We start from the raw sequence: 19,445 nt of genomic DNA, 5'->3' as shown, positions 1-19,445 counted from the left end.
TGGCTGCAACGGGCGGCGACCATCAAAGCCCATAAATTAACTGTAACATCTGGCATGCCGCGGCACTACCTTAGAATAACGGATCGATACAGGTATCTTCCGTCGCGTCGATGACGATGCGCCGGTGCTGGTGGTGGCAAGCGGCCTCAACCGGGTCGATGAGCGCAAGGTGGCCGCGCGCGTGGGCGCGCTAACCCGTGCGGATGCGAAGTTTGTGCGTGAGAAGACCGGCTACGCGATCGGCGGGGTCTGCCCGATTGGCCATGTGGTGTCGCCGGTCACGCTGATCGATGCCGACCTGCTGGCGCTGGATATCCTGTGGGCGGCAGCCGGCCACCCGCACGCGGTATTCAACTTGTCGCCGCGGCAACGCGTTGAGTTGACCGATGCGCCGGTGGTCGACGTCGCGCTGCGTGACGTGCCATGACAGGCACGACACGCGATGGTATGCCAGAAAAAGAAAAAGCCGTTCGCGAGCGGCAAACGGCAGAATATCGTGCGACGTGATCAGCGTCGCAAGAATGCTATCTGACGGATCAACGTCGCTGAATGGGTACTTTCCCTACAGATAATGTCGGCATGAATTTCAAATAACCGCGTTATTTGAGTGTCACGGGTGCGCGAATTTCGTTTTTTTTGATACCGATTCGTGAATGGAATGACGTGGGGTGCAATGATTCATTCAAATGAAAAATCGGTCGCGCTATTTCCATGTCACGCCGGTGGTCGGTAATCGAAAAAAGCATCGATTTCCTCCAATAGCGCTTGCGGCGCCTCCTCCGGAATATAGTGGCCGCACGGCAGCGCTCGGCCGCTCACGTCGCGGGCGACGCGGCGCCATTGCGCCAGAGGATCGAAGCATTGTGCGAGCACGCCATGCTCGCCCCACAGCACGCGCAACGGGCAGGCAATCTTGTTGCCTCGCTCGAGGTCGATGCGCTCGTGCAGTAGGTCAATGCCGGCCGACGCACGATAGTCCTCGCACATCGCGTGCACGGCGCCGGGTTGCGCCAGCGCCTGACGATAGGCGTGCAGCGCTTGCGGCGCGAATGCCTGCAGGCCGGCATGCCGCGATCCCATGACTTGCTCGATATAGACGTGTGGCGCCGCGCTGATCAGCGTTTCAGGCAGCGGTTCCGGCTGGATCAGGAAAAACCAGTGAAAGTACTGCGTCGCGAACTGGCGGTTAGTTTGCTCGTACATCGCCAGCGTCGGCGCGATGTCCAGTAGCATCAGCCGTTCCACCGCGCCAGGGCAGTCCAGCGCCATTCGATGTGCGACGCGCGCGCCTCGATCATGGGCGCAGATGAAGAAACATTCATGGCCGAGCTCGCGCATCACCTGTACGAGGTCAGCCGCCATTGTCCGCTTGGCATAAAGCACGTGTTGCGGATCGTCGGCAGCGGGCTTCGACGACGCACCGTATCCGCGCAGATCGGCGGCAATCACGGTGAACCGCTGCGCCAGTTGCGACGCGATGCCAGATCATATGCGTCTGAGGATGACCATGCAGCAACAGCAGCGGCGGCCCGTCGCCACCCAGCGCGGTGAAAATCTCGATGTCGGAGCGCCCCATTGCCGTGTCGGCAACACGCACACTGACGTGGCGAAATCCAGCGATCGATTCAGTCGCACGCGCCATGGTTCCCTCGGGGCGATCAGTGAAGGGCGTATTGCAGGAGCACGCTATTTCCTTTGTCGGATTGAACCACGCAATTTTCATCTAAACCGAATACTTCCTCAATAAAACAAGAACGAACGGACGTGCTTTAAAGGAATATCCTATTAATCGCCCCGTATAATAAAGGGCGTTCGATACCCTCCGGCTTTAGGAGACATCCAGCATGGCCTTGCCCCCGTTACTGCAGCGTTTGTCACTGCCGGTCGTATCGTCGCCGATGTTCATCGTCAGCTATCCGGAACTGGTGTTGGCGCAGTGCAAGGCGGGCATCGTCGGATCCTTTCCCGTGCTCAATGCGCGGCCGCCAGAATTACTCGACGAATGGCTCACGCAAATCCAGCAGGCGCTGGCGCAGCACCGTGCTGAGCATCCGGACGCAGTGATCGGCCCGATCGCGGTCAATCAAATCGTGCATCAGTCCAACGCCCGACTGGAGCGCGACGTGCGCGTGTGCGTCGACCATCGGGTGCCGATCTTTATCACCAGTCTGCGCGCGCCGATCAAGGAGATGATCGACGCGGTCCATTCATACGGCGGCATCGTTCTACACGACGTGGTCAATCTGCGTCATGCGCAAAAAGCGCTGGAGGCAGGCGTCGACGGCTTGGTCCTGGTGGCGGCCGGCGCCGGTGGGCACGCGGGCACACTGTCGCCGTTTGCGCTGGTGGGTGAAGTGCGCAAACTGTTCGATGGGCCGCTGGTCCTGTCCGGATCGATCGCCAATGGCGCGTCCATTTTTGCCGCCCAGGCAATGGGCGCGGATCTGGCGTACATCGGCACGCGCTTCATTGCAACGCGCGAAGCGCATGCAGCGCACGCGTACAAGCAGGCCATCGTACAGGCCAATGCGGCGGATATTGTCTACACGAATTTATTCACCGGCGTGCATGGCAACTACATACGGCAGAGCATCGTGGCGGCCGGCCTAGATCCAGACAACTTGCCGGTGTCCGACAAGAGTCAAATGAACTTTGGCGGTGGCAGCAGCGAGGCCAAGGCATGGAAGGACATTTGGGGCGCCGGCCAAGGGGTTGGCCTGGTGGACGATATTCCAAGCGTGGCCGAACTTGTCGCGCGGCTTAAGGACGAGTACCAAGCCGCCCGCGCGAGGCTTGCGTTGTAGCGCGGCTCGTCATGTTCTCGCCGGCTGGCTGGCAGTAGGCGGCACCGCGTGCGGCCAGCATCGTCACATGTTCGCGGGTTGGCCAGTACGCGCCGCCAGCGAAGTGCTCGGCGATCCATGCGCTCAGCCGCTGCCGTGAAACTGCCGGCTTCGACGACGTGGCGAAACACTTTCATGCTGACCAGCGTATCCATGATTTCGTGCACTTACGCCGTGGCCGGCGCTTATTCGTTCGTGTCAGGAAATAATGTGCGCTTTTAAGGCGGCAAGCAAGTGCGCGTTGCGCCGACTCGCAGTCAGAACCGCGCATAGGCCCACGTCGAACGTGTCGCCGCTCCACTGGCCAGCGAACTGGTCGTACATGTACGTGGCCTACACGTCGGCCGCGCTTGGACAGCAAATAGTCATAGCCAAGTGCTCACGTGTTGCGCTTCTGGTCCATGCCGCTGCCATCCTTTGAGGGCGCGTACGAGGCCATCACAGTGCTGCCGGCCAATGGAACGGTCATGCCTGCCTTCGCCGGTTTCCCCTGCGTGCCCTCTCTCCGGTCATCCCCGAGTTCTCCGTGAGGATGTACTGGCCACATACATTGGCGATCGAAAAATTAAAACGATACCTAATTGGGCAATGCTCTGGCTGCGCAGCCATGGCGGCGTCGGGCGGATTCAAGAAGTCGCCCGTGCCTAGCAATCGCGCGGCACTCGCGGGCAATGGCGACCTTGCTGAACGCAGCGGCACGCCGAGCAGTATTGTATTTTATCGACGTGACAATGGCGTCAATGCGCGTAGGGCCAGGCGTCGTGAGGGGGCGGAACATACGGCGTCGCGTGGCGTGCCGGCGGCACATGGCGATGTTCCGCATTGTACTGGGTGATGTCCGCCCGAAGCGAGCCGGCGCGCACCGCGCTGTGCTCCATATCGAGCCGGGAGGTCACACGCATCTCGACCGAAACCGGCACGATTGGGCTCAGTGGGCGCAACTGCGGTGTCCGCGCACCAATCCGCACGATCATTACGCGCTGCGCGGCGCAGGGTGCGATGAACGGCTGTGCTGGCCTGCCGAACTCAATCTTGCCCCCTTGCCCGCGCGCCGCTGCAACCTGCTGCGCGGTCGAACCGGATGTCTCGGCCTGCATGGACAGTACACTGGCCAGCGCGCGTGGGCCCCGCGGATTGACATGCGCGATGCCTGCGTCGGCGGCGCCCGCTACCAGCAAGACCCCGGACGCGGCGTTGTGCAGATGGGGCGAGGCCCCGGCGTTACTGCCCGCCGGATGCGTATCCTGCGTCGTGAGGCCGGGTAACCGCAGCGCCCAGACAAATGGCTGCATCTGTATCCCCTCGCGGCCCGGCGTGAGCGCTCTGGTAACTAGCCCGAGCGCGATCACCGTCCCGATTGTGATGGCGGACACGCTCAGCAACGAAAACGTACGGCCGCCACGCAGCAGCATCAAAGTCGAGGATTGCACCGGTTATCAAGCTAATTTATTCACATGACACGCGCGTGTCGAGCCGAAAAATGTTAGGTGAGCCCCCGTGTTGTAACCGCATGTAACGGCCAAGGTGAGCGACAAATATATGAAATTGATGCATGGAAACAATAGAAAAATGAATTTGTCTATTAAATAAACGAGCGCCGACAATAGGTGCTTTCTCCACGTGGGCGTGCCCATGGCCCGAGAGGGTTACAGGCGCGGCCCGCCGCGATGACGCCACACGGCGCCCAGATAACTATGGACCGACCTAAGCTGCTGCCTGACAATTTCACCCTTGCGCTGGTCACGACGGTGGCGATCGCGACTTTCTTGCCGTGTCGCGGCGGCACGGCACTGGCATTCAATGGGTTCACGAATGGTGCCGTCGGGTTGCTGTTTTTCCTGCACGGCGCGAAGCTGTCGCGTGAGGCGGTCGTCGCTGGCGCGACCCATTGGCGGCTGCACCTTTTTGTGATGCTGTGCACGTTCGCCATATTTCCGCTACTTGGGCTTGCGCTCAGACCGCTGATCGCGCCGCTGTTGACGCCGGAACTCTATGTCGGCATGTTGTTCCTGTGTGCGTTGCCTTCAACAGTCCAATCCTCGATCGCCTTCACGTCGATTGCCAAGGGCAACGTGCCGGCGGCGGTGTGCAGCGCGTCGGCTTCCAGTCTGCTTGGTATCTTCGCTACGCCGTTGATTGTCGGGATGATCCTGTCCAAGCAGAACGCGGGTGGCGAGTCGTGGCACACCGTGTTCAATATCGTGCTGCAATTGCTGGTGCCGTTCGTCGCAGGCCAACTGCTGCGGCCATGGATCGGCCGCTGGATTGCGCGTCATGCCGTGGTGCTGAAGTTAGTCGACCAAGGCTCGATCCTGCTCGTTGTCTATACCGCGTTCAGCGAGGCGGTCAATCAGGGATTGTGGCACCAGATTCCGCTATCGGCGCTGCTCGCACTGCTGTTCTCATGCATGCTGTTGCTCGCGCTCGCGTTGTTGTTCACTGGCTTTGCCGCCCGATGGCTCGGCTTTGATGACGAGGATCGGATTACCATTATTTTCTGCGGCTCGAAAAAAAGCCTTGCAGCCGGTATTCCGATGGCCAAGGTAATATTCGCCGGCCACGCGCTGGGGGCGATCGTGTTGCCCCTGATGTTATTCCATCAGATTCAACTGATGACCTGCGCGGTGCTGGCGCAACGTTGGAGCGCGCGATCCGCCGGCGCGACCCAATCGTGTATACGTCGTTGAAATCGCGCGACGAGCGTTAGTCAAAGGAGCGCCGTCGCGTGAGCCGCCCCTGTCCGCTCGATCCGGCACGTTGACGGAAATTCGATCCGACATATTGGCGGAAATTGTACTGCTCCCGCGAACATGTCATAACTTCTGGTAATTCAAGCTTATTAATCCATTGTTGTCTGCCGAATAATCGCGCTGGACGGGTTTTCCGGCATATCGGCCTATTTTCGGGCAGCAGTGCGTTGGGCCGATTGTACTTGCGTGATAGCCGTGCGGCCGGAATGGAATAAGGGCTCTAACTGTTTTAGATTCGTGGTAACCAATCCATCATCGGTCGCTTGAACTGGCTGCTGAGAATGCCGATTCGAAAATATCACTAACTTGGAAACGACGATGGGATTGGCTCGCAACTGGCCGGGCCGTTAGGCGAGACGGTTGGTCCGGCGCGCCCTCATCGACCGCTATGCGCTGCCTTGTCACCGTGAACTGTTTGGCAGCAAGCCATGCCTGACGTTCGCCATTTCGCCATTTCGCCATTTCGCCATTTCGCCGCCAATGCCGCGCCATGAACGATCGACAAGGGCGCAACGCTCGAGCAGGTGGCGCGGATTTTGACGAGCGATGCCCCGCTTTATCCGACCGATCGCTTTGTGATCGTGGAAAACGGCGGCTACTTTGAATGGGTGACCGGCGAGAGCTAGGTGCGCGCTATCAAGAAAAGTGCGCACACCCGTCGCGACGCGGGTTAAGCGCTGGCGTCGTTTGACGTGCCCGACAGCAGCGGCGTGGCGTCCGGCGGCACGCCGAGCAATTGTAGCGACTCGCCGGTCACCGCAGCGAACACCGGTCCGGCGACCGAGCCGCCATAGAACGATCGGCCTGCCGGTTCGTCGATCATCACCGCGACGATGACGCGCGGATCACTCATCGGCGCCATGCCGACGAACAGTGCGCGATACTTGTCCTTCGCATAGCTGGTGCCGGCGAGCTTGCGCACGGTGCCCGTCTTGCCGCCAGCGCGGTAGCTATCGATCATCGCGGCGCGTGCGGTGCCGCCAGGGCCGACGGCCATCTCCAGCATCGCGCGGATCGATGCCGCTGTGTCTGGTGTCGTCACGGTGCGATGGCCAACGGCCATGTCCGGTTCGTCCCTGATCACCAGCTTGGCCGGCTTCATCACGCCGTCGCCGGCAAACGCGGTGTAGGCCTGGGCAACCTGCATCAGCGACATCGACAGTCCATACCCGTACGCATGCGTGGCTTGGTCGATCGGGACCCAGTGCTTGTACGGACGCAACTTGCCCGGAGCAGCGCCGGGAAACGTGATGGCAGGCGGATGGCCAAAGCCGTATTCCTGGTACTTGGACCAGATTGTCTCGGCCGGCAGCGATAGCGCCAATTTCGCCATGGCGACGTTACTGGATTTCTGGATTGCCTGCGCGACGGTGATCAGGCCGTGGTTCGACGTGTCGTGGATGACGTTGCGCCCAATCCGATAGGTGCCGGGGGATGTATCGATCAGCGTATCGGGGCGCACCTTGCCTGCGTCCAGTGCCAGTGCAACGATCATCGGCTTGATTGTCGAGCCCGGCTCGAACGTGTCGGTCAGAGCACGGTTTCGGACCTGGCCCGACACTCGGGCCGCCCGATCGTTTGGATCGAAGGTCGGCCAGTTTGCCATCGCCAGGATCTCGCCGCCGCGCGCATCGAGCACCACGACGCTGCCCGCCTTCGCTTGGTGTTGCTTGATCGCGGCTTCGAGCTGCGCATACGCTAGCTGCTGGATACGGCGGTCGATCGTCAGCTGGATCGTGTCGCCATGTCGGGCCGGCGTAATGGGGCGCGCATCGTACAGGAACCGACCGAGTCGGTCACGGACCACCTCACGTTGGCCAGCGTTGCCTTTGAGCGCCTCGTTCAACGCGAGCTCGACGCCTTCCAACCCGTTATTCTCCAGGTCGGTGAAACCCACGATCTGCGCGACCGATTCGCCTTCTGGATAGACGCGCTTCTCGCTGGCCACGCGCGTGATGCCCGCGCCGCCGAGCGCCTCGATGCGGGTGGCGGTTTCCTCGTCGATCTGGCGCTTGAGCAGCACGAAGCCACGATGCGGCGCGAGCCGGCGCTCGAGTTCGGCCACCGGCATGTCCAGCAGCTTGGCCAATGGTGCCACTGTCTGCGGCTTGACCAGCCCGGGTGTGGCCCAGATCTCATAGGTCGCCACGCTGACGGCGAGCAGTGCACCATGCCGATCGACGATGCGCCCGCGCGTCGCATCCAGCGGCAACGTGAGCTGATAGCGCTTTTGGCCTTGGGCAGTATAGAAATCTCGGTCAATGACTTGTACCCACAGCGCGCGCACGGCCAACGCACTGAAGCCTACGATGATCAACGCCAGGACCAACCTGGAGCGCCAGCGTGGCATGCGGACCGCGAGCAGAGGGCTTTTTAGCGGTGCATAAGGATCACGCGACAACCTTTTATTCCAAAGCGACATGGCGGGGGTACGGCGTTCCGAAGCGACGGTTGACGTGTATTTTGCTTTCAATCTCCTTTCGCTGGCAAGCGTGCATCATCCAGAATGTGCGTATCGTCCGATATCTCTAAACGACGATCGGATGTGTGAATACCTGCCCACGAACCCGCATAGGGCCGACGACTATCCTCCATGAGTGTGGCGACAGCCTATAGTGTACCGATCGGCACAACTGGGCGCGCCGCCCGACGCTGTCTGGCATCGTGCCCATTACTCGCGTCGGGCATGCCTATTGCACCGCAACAGGAGTCATTCTGGGCCATCTTGCTTGATGACCTATTGCGATTGATGCCGCGGCATCAAGGCGACACGCTAGCCACCGTGCTTAAAGGGGATCAGCGCGCGTATCGGCTGCATGACGGCGAGTATCTGCTGAGGATGACATATTCCTGCACGAGGTGTGGCACGGCAGCGACGAGGCGCGTATTGTGCTGCTGCTCGATATCCGCCTGCGCGACCTGCCGCTAACTTGCCTAGATTGTCCACGCTGACCGTTGTGGCGGCGTGGCTGAGGGGACTTATGCGGCAGCCGGATATTGGCGTAAATGTCCAGGGATAACGGACGATTTAAAACTTACTAAACAATAAAGATCGGACCAGGTAACCTTAAATCCTGAAATGAAAAAAGAGGAAAAATGCAGTCGCTGAGCATCCTCAAGCGACCCTATTTTTTGACATCGTGCTATTTACTATACACTGCGCGCATACCATAAACGCGCGCGCTGAATGGGACGGCGCCGCACCTTTTTCTCGACGATGAACACCACGATCGGAGAAGTTGCGCGTCGCCCAGGTATCGATTGGCACCGTGTCGCGTGCGCTGAAGAACCAGCCGGCCTTGTCCGATGCCACGCGCGCGTGTCGTGCAAGTGGCCAAGCGGCTGGGCTACGATCTGGCGCAGTTGCGTCTCGAGTGCATCCGGCGTCTCGCGTTTGTGATCCGCCGGTAGCATAACAATGGCATTTCGAACCCATTCTTCTCTCACGTGCTGCACGGTGTCGAGCACGAGCAGGTTTGCAGCGAGCGCGCCATCGATGCTGACGGTCAGCGGCGACGACGCGTTTGGCTGCCTGTTGCGTGTGCGCCAGTCGGACGCCCTCGCGTTGGCCGGCTTCGTCGAGCCGAAATGGGTCCAGGCCATCATCGCGACGCACAAGCCATTCGTGTTGATCGATCTGTGGGCGTTGGACGTGCGTTCGTTCAACATCGATAACCTGACCGGCGTGGCGTGGGCACTCGCGCCTCGCATTCTCAGCGAACTGCCATTTTGATGCACGATGGTCGGCGGATTGACGCGCGTCTGTAGTGGGGCTTGGCCAGCATGCGCGGGCCGCCCGCCCGTCGGTGTCGGCAACGCTATTTCTTTTTTGCGCAAATAGGTGAATTCGCTCGTAACTTAAAGTTTCGTGGCAAATCCACCGCACAAACGCCATGCGTGCACCGATCTTCGTAAAAATCTTCCCGCGTCCGTGCGGAAAATGGTGTATTGCTAAGGTCTCGCGTTCTCCGTCAGGCGAGGCGCGGCTCCCGGTGTTTGCCGCGAGGCCTCCCAAGTACTCCAAAATACAAGGAGACAAATATGGGCTTCGATCGCCTTCCGCCTGGATCGCTGGGTCCGCTACTGTCCGCCTACCAGTTGTCGGACAATCTGCGCGCGACTAGCGGCCGCGTCTTTCTTACCGGGACGCAGGCGCTGGTGCGGCTCACGTTGATGCAAAGTGCGCTGGACAAGGCGCGGGGGCTCAACACGGCAGGTTTCGTCAGCGGCTATCGTGGCTCGCCGCTGGGCATGGTGGACCTGCAATTGTGGAAGGCAAAGCCCTATCTCGATGCGGGTGGCATCCGCTTTCTGCCGGCCGTCAACGAGGAACTTGGTGGCACTGCGGTACTCGGCACGCAGCGCGTGGAGGCCGACCCGCAGCGCACCGTTGACGGCGTATTTGCGATGTGGTACGGCAAGGGCCCGGGCGTGGATCGCGCCGGCGACGCGCTCAAGCACGGCAATGCATATGGCTCATCGCCGCACGGCGGCGTGCTGGTGGTGGCCGGCGACGATCACGGCTGCGTGTCCTCGTCAATGCCGCACCAAAGCGACTTTACGATGATCGCGTGGCAGATGCCGATCGTCAATCCGGCAAATGTCGCCGACATGCTCGAGTTCGGCTTGTACGGCTGGGCTCTGTCGCGGTTTTCGGGAAACTGGGTCGGCTTCAAGGCGATTTCTGAGACGGTCGAATCGGGCTCGACCGTCGAGCTAGACGCGTTGCGAACCGAATGGTCTGCGCCGGCCGACTATGTCGGCCCGCCGCACGGGCTACACAACCGCTGGCCGGATCTGCCGAGCCTGGCCATCGAGGCGCGCATGGCGGCCAAGCTTGACGCGGCCCGACATTTTGCACGTGTCAACAGCATCGACAAGTGGGTGGCGCGCGGTATGCAGGCGAACGTGGGCATCGTCACGTGCGGCAAGGCGCACCTGGATCTGATGGAAGCGTTGCGGCGGCTGGAGTTCACAGTGCAGGATCTGGACGCCGCGGGTGTTCGCATTTACAAAGTGGGTCTGTCGTTCCCGCTCGAGATGACCCGCATCGACACTTTCGTCAACGGGTTGTCCGAAGTTCTCGTGATCGAGGAAAAGGGGCCGGTCGTCGAGCAGCAGATCAAGGATTACTTGTTCAACCGCCGCGCCGATGCGCGACCCGTGGTGATTGGCAAGCACGATGCGCAGGGGCGGCCATTGCTGTCGGCGCTCGGCGAGTTGCGTCCGTCGCGTGTGCTGCCGGTATTGGCCGATTGGCTGGCGCGCCACAAGCCGGCGCTGGACCGCCGCGAGCGGGTGGTCGAGTTGGTCGCGCCGCAGGTTCTGTCGAACGCGGCCGATGCGGTGCGCCGGGTGCCGTATTTTTGTTCCGGCTGTCCGCATAATACGTCGACTCGTGTGCCGGAAGGGTCGATCGCGCAGGCGGGCATCGGTTGCCATTTCATGGCTTCGTGGATGGAGCGGAATACGACCGGGCTGGTCCAGATGGGTGGCGAGGGGAGCGATTGGGTCTCGCACTCGATGTTTACGAAGACGCCGCACGTATTCCAGAATCTGGGCGATGGCACGTATTTCCATTCCGGCTTACTGGCGATTCGCCAGGCGGTGGCGGCGCGCACGAATATTACATACAAAATCCTGTACAACGATGCGGTCGCGATGACTGGCGGGCAACCCGTGGACGGCAGTATCTCCGTGCCGCAGATTGCGTGGCAGGTCGAGGCTGAGGGCATTGCAGCGCTCGTCGTGGTCAGCGATGAGCCGCAGAAATACCAGGGACACGAGGGGCTGTTTCCGCGCGGCACTACGTTTCATCCGCGCGCGCAGCTCGATGAGGTGCAGCGTCGCCTGCGCGACACGCCTGGTGTCACCGTGTTGATCTACGACCAGACCTGTGCCGCCGAGAAGCGGCGGCGTCGCAAGAAGGGCGAGTTCCCTGATCCGGATCAGCGCCTGTTCATCAACGAGGCGGTGTGCGAGGGATGTGGCGATTGCGGCGTGCAGTCCAACTGCCTGTCCGTCGAGCCGCTGGAGACCCCGCTGGGACGTAAGCGTCGCATCCAGCAATCGTCGTGCAACAAGGACTACTCGTGTATAAACGGCTTCTGCCCGAGCTTTGTGACCGTGCGTGGCGCGAAGCTGAAGCAGCCAGCCGGCGCCGCATTTGACGTCGATGCACTATCCGTGGTGGTGTCTCGGCTACCGCTGCCGGCGACGCCATTGGGCGATACGCCGTACGACATCCTGGTGACCGGCGTGGGCGGCACGGGCGTGGTTACCGTGGGGGCGCTGATCTCGATGGCCGCGCATCTGGAGCGCAAGAGTGCGTCCGTGCTCGATTTCATGGGGTTCGCGCAAAAAGGGGGCGCGGTGCTGTCGTTCGTGCGGCTTGCCGCGACCGACGTGCTGCTGAACCAGGTGCGTATCGATACGCAACAGGCCGACTTGCTGCTGGCCTGTGACATGGTCGTCGGCGCGGGCGCCGACGCATTGCAAACGGTCCGGCACGGCCGTACCCGCCTCATCGTCAACACCCATCTGATCCCGACTGCTTCGTTTGTCGGCAATCCCGATGCGGACCTTCATGCACCAGCGTTGCTCGATAAGATGCGCCACGCAGTAGGGGACGAGCGACTCGAGGCCTGCGATGCGCAGGCGCTCGCGCAACGGTTTCTCGGCGACACGATCGGCTCCGACATCCTGATGCTCGGCTATGCGTGGCAGCGCGGCCTCGTGCCCGTGTCACTCGATGCACTGCTGCGTGCGATTGAGTTAAATAACGTCGCGGTCAGCGCGAACAAGTTGGCGTTCTCGCTCGGTCGGATCGCCGCCGCGGATGCGGCGGCGCTCGACGGACTGCTTCACGCGCCGTGTGCCGAGGCCCCGGCGTTGCCGTTCTCGGTGACGCCCGATTTGGCTACCGACGTGGACGCGGTAATCGCCGACCGCCAGGCCCGGCTGCTCGACTATGGCGGGACGCGGTACGTCGCGCGCTTTTGCGCGCTGCTTGACAAGGTGCGCGATGCGGAGCGGCGCCTGGCGCCCGGCGGCGCAACAGCCGGGCACCGCAGTGAACCATTGACGCGTGCGGTGGCGACGACCTTCTTCAAGTTGGTGGCCGTCAAGGACGAATACGAGGTCGCGCGCCTCTATAGCGACGGCACATTCCGACAGGCGCTGCAGGCGCAATTCGACGGTGTGGCGGGACGCGATTTCCGTATTGAGTTCAACATGGCACCCCCGGTACTCACGCACGCGGCCCTCGGGCAGCGGCCAAAGAAGGTGCGCCTTGGCCAATGGATGTGGCCTGCACTCGGCGTACTGGCCCGGCTCAAGGGGTTGCGTGGCACGCCGCTGGATCCATTCGGCAAAACGCTGGAAAGGCGTATGGAGCGGCAACTCGCGTTGGACTATGCGTCCAGCATCGATGCGCTGCTCGGCGTGCTTTCGCCCGATACGTTGTCCGACGCGGTACGGCTGGCCGAAGTCATGCAGCAAGTACGCGGCTATGGACCGGTCAAGCTCGCCAGCGTGGTGGCAGCCAAGGCCCACGAGCGCGTGCTCGCACGGCGGCTTGGCATCGAACCGGCGACCGGCGACGCGGTGCGCGCCGCGCTCGAGCAGGCACCCGTGACCAGCGCGTTGCGCGGCATACCGGTGGTGGCGCGCTGAGTTGCCAGCCATGGGCGCATGGCAGTTGGCCTGGTGGCGCGTCGCCCTGCTGGTCATGGCGGCTGGTCTGGTGGCACATTGACTTGCAGGTCGGTTGGCCGGCGATGCCGTCCGTTGCGTCGGCTCGCCCGCCGCAAGCCGTTGTGCGCCGCACGCTCGAAGGGGCGTAGGTAGGGCGCTAGGCGCGCTGTGGCGCGCCGCCTGGCGTCATCGCATCCGAAGAGCGGTTGCCAGTCGCGCAGACGCTGGTGACGGGCGTGCAGCACGTGGTCGCGATGTTCGGCTCGACTGTGCTCGCGCCGTTGTTGATGGGGTTTGTTCCGAACCTGTGTTTGGATGTCGGGTATCGGCACGCTGCTGTTTTGCGTGCTAGTCGGCGGCCACGTGACGAGTTACCTCGAATCGAGTTTCGCATTCATGGGATTGGTGATCGCCGTCAAGGGCTACGCGGGGCAGGGTCGGAGTACCGCACCGCGACCGGTGGCATTTAGACCGTCTTCGAATACTGCACCACGTTGCTGGAGGTACCCACGTAGCGGTCGAACGTCATGCAGATGTTGCGAATCAGCAGCCGGCCGCGCATCGGCACGACGATGCCCTTGTCGTCCACCGACACCAGCCCATCGTCTTGCAGTGTGCGCAGGCGCTCCAGTTCCTGCTCGAAATACGATAAGAAGCGTATGCTGTACGTCGTCTCGACCTGCGCGAAGCGCACGGAGAATGTACACATCAATTGCCCGATCACATCCCGTCGCAACTGGTCATCGGCGCTCAGCTGCCAGCCGCGAGAAAGCGGCAGCTCGCCGTGGCGCACCCGGGCCTCGTAGCGCTCGACGTCCTTTTCGTTTTGCACGTAGACATCGTCGATACGGCCAATCGATGACGCGCCAATGCCCAATACGTCGCAGTCAGCGTGGGTGCTGTAGCCTTGAAAGTTGCGGTGCAGCGTGCCGTTGCGTTGTGCGATCGCCAACTCGTCGTCCGGCCGGGCAAAATGATCCATCCCGATATAGACGTAGCCGGCGTCGCTGAGCCGTTCGATCACTAACTGCAAGATCGCCAGCCGCTGCGTGGGCGATGGCAGTGCGTTCGAATCGATTTGGCGCTGCATCTTGAACAGATGCGGCAGGTGGGAGTAGGCGAACACCGACAGCCGGTCCGGCGCGAGTTCGATGAGGGTGTCGAGTGTGCGCGCATAGCTCGATACCGTCTGGTGCGGCAGCCCATAGATCAGATCGACGCTGATCGACTTGTAGCCACTTTCGCGTGCCTGGCGGATCGCGTCGGCTGTCATCTCGCGTGGCTGAATCCGGTTGACCGCCTGCTGCACGAGCGGATCGATATCCTGTACGCCCAGGCTCAGACGATTGAAGCCCAGCTCGCGCAGCCTCGAGATCGTCGAATCGTCAACCGCGCGAGGGTCGATCTCGATGGAATACTCGACGTCGTCCCGATCCGGCGTGAGCGTGAAATGCTCGCCGATCCCTTTCATCAACTGCATGATCTGAAGCTGGCACAGGAACGTTGGCGTGCCGCCTCCCCAATGCAATTGACGTATCCGCCGGCCTTGTCCGAACAGCGTCGATTGCAGCGCAAGTTCCTGGCCCAGCGCTTCCACGTAGCTATCGGCGCGGCTGCGGTTTTTTGTGATGACCTTGTTGCAGCCGCAGTAGAAGCAAACGGTGTTGCAAAATGGAATATGCACGTACAGCGACAAGTCCTGGCCGTGCACATTGGAGCGTTGGATGGCGCCTTGGTATACATCGACGTCCAGTGATGAATTGAACAACGCCGCGCTCGGATAGGAGGTGTAGCGAGGGCCATCGAGCGCGTAGCGGCCGATCAACTCGGCGTCGAACAGGTCGCGGGTGGTCGTCATGCGGGGGATATCCTTGTGCGGTGTGCTGCGGCTTGCTCCGGAGCCGGGCAGCGGCAGCACACTCCGGTCCATATGCAAACAAGTATGCCAGTGTCAGCGGTTGGCCCATTGACAGAAATCAAAGCAGGCTGATCTCGGCATGACGAACCCCTATTCTGTGCCGACGGCATGCCCTACTGGAACGCGCGTTGTTCTACAGTGGGCGCACCAAGCGTTATGGTCTTCGGCTACCCTACTGCTGAAGGGGTCGTTACAATGTGATTTTTAGACCGGGGAGAGGGATGGAGATTCACCCTGTGAAATGGCTCGTAATGACAGCGTGTTGGGTGTTAGCGCTGGCGGTTATGGGAGGGGCGCGTGCCGACGAGTCGCTGCTAAACGTGTCATATGACGTTACGCGCGAACTCTATGAGGATATCAACGCAAGCTTCGTCGCCAGCTACGCGAAGAGCACGGGTAAATCCATCTCGATCCGGCAGTCGCACGGTGCGTCAACTTCCCAGGCGCTGTCCGTGCTATACGGGCGGCAGGCCGATGTCGTAACGATGAACCACCCAACGGATATCGATCTACTCGCTCAGCGTGGGAAACTTCTGCCTGAGAACTGGCGTACGCGGCTGCCGAATTCGAGCAGCCCTTATTCGACCACGGTGGTGTTCGTTGTGCGCAAGGGGAATCCAAAAAGGATTAGGGACTGGGATGACCTCGCGCGGCCGGGTATTCAGGTCATTATTGTCGACCCCAAGGCATCGGGTAACGGCCGCTATACCTATTTGGCTGCGTGGGGCTACAAACTGCAACGGGGCGGTGATGACGCTCAGGCGAAGAAATTTGTGAAGGCGATCGTAGCCGATACGCCGACGTTTGATACCGGAGGTCGAGGCGCAACGATGACGTTTACGCAGCACGGTATCGGCGACGTACTCGTGACGTTCGAGAATGAAGTGGCTTCCATCATAGGTGGCGAAGGGGGAGAGAACTATGAAGCGATTTATCCGTCGATAAGCTTGCTTGTTGAGCCGCCGGTTGCCCTGGTGGACAAGGTCGTCGACGAGCGCAACACGCGTGAGCAAGCCCAGGCGTATCTCAATTACCTATGGTCATCCGAGGCGCAGCAAATCATTGCAAATCACAATTTGCGGCCACGCGATGCGACGATATTAGCCATGCATTCAGCAAAGTTTCCGGCAATTAAGACATTTACTGTCGAGCAGGTATTCGGTGGCTGGGCTAAAGCGGAGCAAACGCATTTTATCGACGGCGGAACGCTTGACGAAATAGTCCCGAAAAAGCGTCGATAGTGGTTAGGGAGACACGGCGCGCAGCGTGAATTACCAAGCGCCGTTCAAGCAGGGTGCGGCCGCCTCATGTGGCTGTAGCCAGCGCGAAAGTTACGCGATGTGCAGCCCCAGCCGAGCAAACAGCGTGCGGTCCCTGACCCGCAGCGGGTGGCCCGATTCCAGCAAGGGGTCTGCGTAGAGTACGGCGTTGGCGCCGGCGAAAAAGCATAGCGCCTGCAGCGCATCGTCCATGTGTTCGCGCCCGGCCGACAGGCGAATCTCTGCTGTGGGCATCGTGATGCGCGCGATGGCAATCGTGCGGACGAACTCAAATGGGTCGAGCGCCGTGGCATCGGGCTGCGACGCGCCCTGCACGCGCATCAGACCGTTGATCGGCACCGATTCAGGGTAGGGCACCATGTTCGCCAGTTGAGCGATTAACCCGGCCCTGTCGCGGCGCGACTCACCCAGCCCAACGATGCCGCCGCAGCACACCGCGATGCCCGCATTGCGCACTCGCTCGAGCGTATCCAGACGATCCTGATAGGTGCGGGTCGAAATGATCTGCCCGTAGAATTCGGGCGAGGTGTCGAGATTGTGGTTGTAGTAGTCTAGACCCGCATCGCGTAGTGCCTTGGCCTGCTCATCGTCGAGCATGCCCAGCGTGGCGCAGGTCTGTAGCCCGAGCGCCTTGACGCCGCGGACCATCTCCAAAATCTGGTCCAGATGCCGCGCCTTTGGATTGCGCCATGCGGCGCTCATGTAGAACCGGCTCGCGCCGCTTTCCTTGGCCGCGCGAGCCGCGCTGAGCACCTCGTGCAACGACACGAGCGGCGCCGCCTTCAGTCCCGTGCCAGGGTGAGCGGATGACGGACAGCGGGTGCAGTCTTCCTCGCATCCGGCGTTTCGGATCGACAGCAGCGTCGACAGCTCGATGGCGTTCGGGTCGAAGTGGTCGCGATGTGTTTGCTGCGCGCGGAACAGCAGGTCGCCCAGCGGCAATTCGTACAAGGCAGCGATGTCGCAGGTGCTCCAGCGCAGGGTGTGCTGGTCACGCGTGAGATCGGTGGTACTGTTGCGTTCGACCCCCGCTGTACTCATGTCGGTCAGCGCATGTGTATCTGAACTGCTTCGGGCAATGGACGCTGGCAAGCCGGTGTGGGCCGCGCTTTGGGTCATCGTCATCGGTCTATCCCCGTTTTTGTCGAATCCGCTCGAATGTGCGCGGATTGATGCACATCAGCCAGTTTCCCACGGGGTACATCCCAGGCAGCGCTGATTGTCGGATTCCGTAAGCAGATTTACCAACCGGGTATGGTTCGCCGCCAAGGCCCGGATGAGCGCGCGCGTCAGCGCCGAAGCCGCTTGAGCAATGCGTCAATATCGATGTACGTTGCCGCTTCATCGGCGCGCTTGCCGTCCAGGCGTGGGATCGTACCGAGCAGCGGCGCGCTATACTGCCGATCCAGGCGCTGTCGAATCGCCTCGACGTTCTCGGTGACGCATGCCATGTCCGGATCGATCGCGTTGGCGATCCATCCCGCTAGCATGAGGCCGCGTGCCGCAATCGCCTCAGCACTGAGCAATGCATGGTTGATGCAGCCGAGTCGCAACCCGACGACCAGTATGACTGGCAACTCGAGCGCGAACGCGAGGTCCGACGTATCCCACATGTCGTCCAGCGGCACGCGGAACCCTCCCACGCCTTCGACGACGACCACATCGGCGAGCTGTTCGACATCGTGATGGCAGGCGACGATATGCGCGATGTCCAATTGCACGCCCTCGCGTGCGGCCACGATATGTGGGGCGGCCGGCTCGCGCAGCAGATAAGGCGTGGACACGTGTGGCGGCAGCGTGACATTGGACGCCTCGCGTAGCAGGTCCGCATCTTCGTTATGCCAGATTCCGTTGCGTAGTTGCGCGCCAGTACGTCGTGTGCGTCGAATAGTTCGAGCGTGGCCAGGCCCGCGCGGCAGGCGAGCGGGTTGCCGGTGTACGAGTGCGAGTGCAGGAAGCCGCGTGTGGTGTCGTCATCGTAGAACGCCGCGTATATCGCATCGCGCGTGAGCACGATGGACAACGGTAGGTAGCCGCCGCTGATGCCCTTGGACAGGCACAAGAAATCCGGCCATACGTGCGCCTGTTCGCAGGCGAAGAAGGTTCCGGTGCGTGCGCAACCCACCGCGATCTCATCGGCAATCCAATGTACGTGGTATTCGTCGCACAGTGCGCGCAGTCCGGCCAAGTACGACGGATCGTGCATCGCAAAGCCAGTGGCGCACTGCACCAGCGGCTCGACGATTAACGCGGCGATCTGTTCGCCGCGCTCGACGAACAGTCGTTTGACATCGTCCAGCGCGCACCGCCACGTCCGCCGCCTGCTCGCCGGCACGGGCTTGGCGTGCGTCTGGCGACGCGACCACGTGCGCGGTGCGAATCAATGGATCGTACGCGTCCTTGAATAGCGCAACGTCGGTCACGCCTAATGCGCCGATTGTCTCACCATGATAGCTGTTGGCGACGCAGACGAACCCGCGTTTCTGACTGCGGCCGCTGTTGCGCCAGAAATGGAAGCTCATTTTCAGCGCGATCTCCACGGCCGATGCCCCATCGGACGCGAAGAATGCATGGCCGAGCACGTGGCCGGTCAGGGCCGACAGGCGCTCAGCCAACTCGACCGCCGGCTCATGTGTGCAGCCGGCGAGCATTGCATGCTCGAGCGTGTCCAGTTGCGCCTTCAGTGCGTCGTTGATATGCGGGTTGGCGTGACCGAATAGGTTGACCCACCACGAACTGATGGCATCGAGGTAGCGTTTGCCGTCGTGATCGTAGAGCCATGCCCCGGCGCCGCGCGCAACGGCGATCAATGGCAACTGCTCATGGTGCTTCATCTGCGTGCACGGATGCCACACTGCGCGCAGGCTGCGGCAAATTAGGTCAGACGAATGGTTCTTCAAAGCCTATAGTCATACGAATTACCCGGCGCCAGTCAACGGCCCGCCCAGACGACGGTGTT

General features: G+C 61.4%; 9 protein-coding genes and 6 pseudogenes. 8 read left to right on the top strand and 7 right to left on the bottom strand.

Translation table 11 applies throughout. From position 1 onward, the window contains the following. Nucleotides 1-94 precede the first annotated feature (94 nt). Nucleotides 95-427: pseudogene (locus KQH60_RS13915) on the top strand (YbaK/EbsC family protein); the annotation flags it as partial. Between the two features lie 287 nt (nucleotides 428-714). On the opposite strand, the pseudogene KQH60_RS13910 reads toward KQH60_RS13915, so the two are convergent. Next, nucleotides 715-1,576, bottom strand: a pseudogene (locus tag KQH60_RS13910) (alpha/beta fold hydrolase). A gap of 268 nt (nucleotides 1,577-1,844) precedes the next feature. On the opposite strand from KQH60_RS13910, the gene KQH60_RS13905 reads away from it, so the two are divergent. Then, entirely contained in the window at nucleotides 1,845-2,804 is a 960-nt protein-coding gene (locus tag KQH60_RS13905; protein WP_237577012.1) for a nitronate monooxygenase family protein, read from the top strand. 776 nt (nucleotides 2,805-3,580) lie between these two features. Here the strand turns inward: KQH60_RS13905 and KQH60_RS13900 are convergent. Then, nucleotides 3,581-4,273, bottom strand: a complete 693-nt coding sequence (locus KQH60_RS13900) for a hypothetical protein (protein ID WP_237577011.1) — start codon at nucleotides 4,271-4,273, stop codon at nucleotides 3,581-3,583. A gap of 264 nt (nucleotides 4,274-4,537) precedes the next feature. Between KQH60_RS13900 and KQH60_RS13895 the strand changes: the two genes are divergently transcribed. Continuing rightward, a complete protein-coding gene (locus KQH60_RS13895; RefSeq protein ID WP_237577010.1) occupies nucleotides 4,538-5,530 on the top strand; it encodes a bile acid:sodium symporter family protein in 993 nt (330 codons plus the stop codon). 733 nt (nucleotides 5,531-6,263) lie between these two features. On the opposite strand, the gene KQH60_RS13890 is transcribed toward KQH60_RS13895, so the two are convergent. After that, complete coding sequence (locus KQH60_RS13890; RefSeq protein WP_237577009.1) at nucleotides 6,264-8,015, bottom strand: penicillin-binding protein 2; 1,752 nt, start codon at nucleotides 8,013-8,015, stop codon at nucleotides 6,264-6,266. Between the two features lie 348 nt (nucleotides 8,016-8,363). Here KQH60_RS13890 and KQH60_RS15100 point away from each other — a divergent pair. The 4 genes and pseudogenes from KQH60_RS15100 to KQH60_RS13865 all read left to right on the top strand — a co-directional run. Beyond that, nucleotides 8,364-8,613 (top strand): annotated as a pseudogene (locus KQH60_RS15100) (aspartyl/asparaginyl beta-hydroxylase domain-containing protein); the annotation flags it as partial. A gap of 398 nt (nucleotides 8,614-9,011) precedes the next feature. Continuing rightward, complete coding sequence (locus KQH60_RS13875) at nucleotides 9,012-9,326, top strand: hypothetical protein (protein WP_237577008.1); 315 nt, start codon at nucleotides 9,012-9,014, stop codon at nucleotides 9,324-9,326. A 308-nt stretch (nucleotides 9,327-9,634) separates the two neighbouring features. Beyond that, nucleotides 9,635-13,267, top strand: a complete 3,633-nt coding sequence (locus tag KQH60_RS13870) for an indolepyruvate ferredoxin oxidoreductase family protein (protein WP_237577007.1) — start codon at nucleotides 9,635-9,637, stop codon at nucleotides 13,265-13,267. Between the two features lie 209 nt (nucleotides 13,268-13,476). Next, nucleotides 13,477-13,726, top strand: a pseudogene (locus tag KQH60_RS13865) (solute carrier family 23 protein); the annotation flags it as partial. Between the two features lie 28 nt (nucleotides 13,727-13,754). Here KQH60_RS13865 and hemN read toward each other — a convergent pair. After that, the gene (gene hemN / locus KQH60_RS13860) at nucleotides 13,755-15,146 is read right to left on the bottom strand and encodes an oxygen-independent coproporphyrinogen III oxidase (protein WP_237577006.1); all 1,392 of its coding nucleotides are present in this window, start codon (nucleotides 15,144-15,146) and stop codon (nucleotides 13,755-13,757) included. 311 nt (nucleotides 15,147-15,457) lie between these two features. Here hemN and KQH60_RS13855 point away from each other — a divergent pair, with 311 nt between their 5' ends. After that, on the top strand, nucleotides 15,458-16,447 hold the full coding sequence (locus KQH60_RS13855) for a sulfate ABC transporter substrate-binding protein (RefSeq protein ID WP_237577023.1): 990 nt from the start codon (nucleotides 15,458-15,460) through the stop codon (nucleotides 16,445-16,447). A gap of 90 nt (nucleotides 16,448-16,537) precedes the next feature. Here KQH60_RS13855 and bioB read toward each other — a convergent pair whose 3' ends face one another. The 3 genes and pseudogenes from bioB to bioA form a co-directional block, all read right to left on the bottom strand. After that, nucleotides 16,538-17,611, bottom strand: coding sequence for a biotin synthase BioB (gene bioB, locus KQH60_RS13850; protein WP_237577005.1), 1,074 nt, complete (start codon nucleotides 17,609-17,611; stop codon nucleotides 16,538-16,540). A 164-nt stretch (nucleotides 17,612-17,775) separates the two neighbouring features. Further along, nucleotides 17,776-18,339: pseudogene (gene bioD / locus KQH60_RS13845) on the bottom strand (dethiobiotin synthase); the annotation flags it as partial. 5 nt (nucleotides 18,340-18,344) lie between these two features. Beyond that, nucleotides 18,345-19,386, bottom strand: a pseudogene (gene bioA, locus KQH60_RS13840) (adenosylmethionine--8-amino-7-oxononanoate transaminase); the annotation flags it as partial. Between the last annotated feature and the right edge of the window lie 59 nt (nucleotides 19,387-19,445).

Origin of the sequence: Mycetohabitans sp. B8, from assembly GCF_021991875.1 — a bacterium.
Taxonomy (GTDB): domain Bacteria; phylum Pseudomonadota; class Gammaproteobacteria; order Burkholderiales; family Burkholderiaceae; genus Mycetohabitans.
Note: the sequence above shows the minus strand (reverse complement) of the source record. Positions and strands in the feature narration are given on the sequence as shown.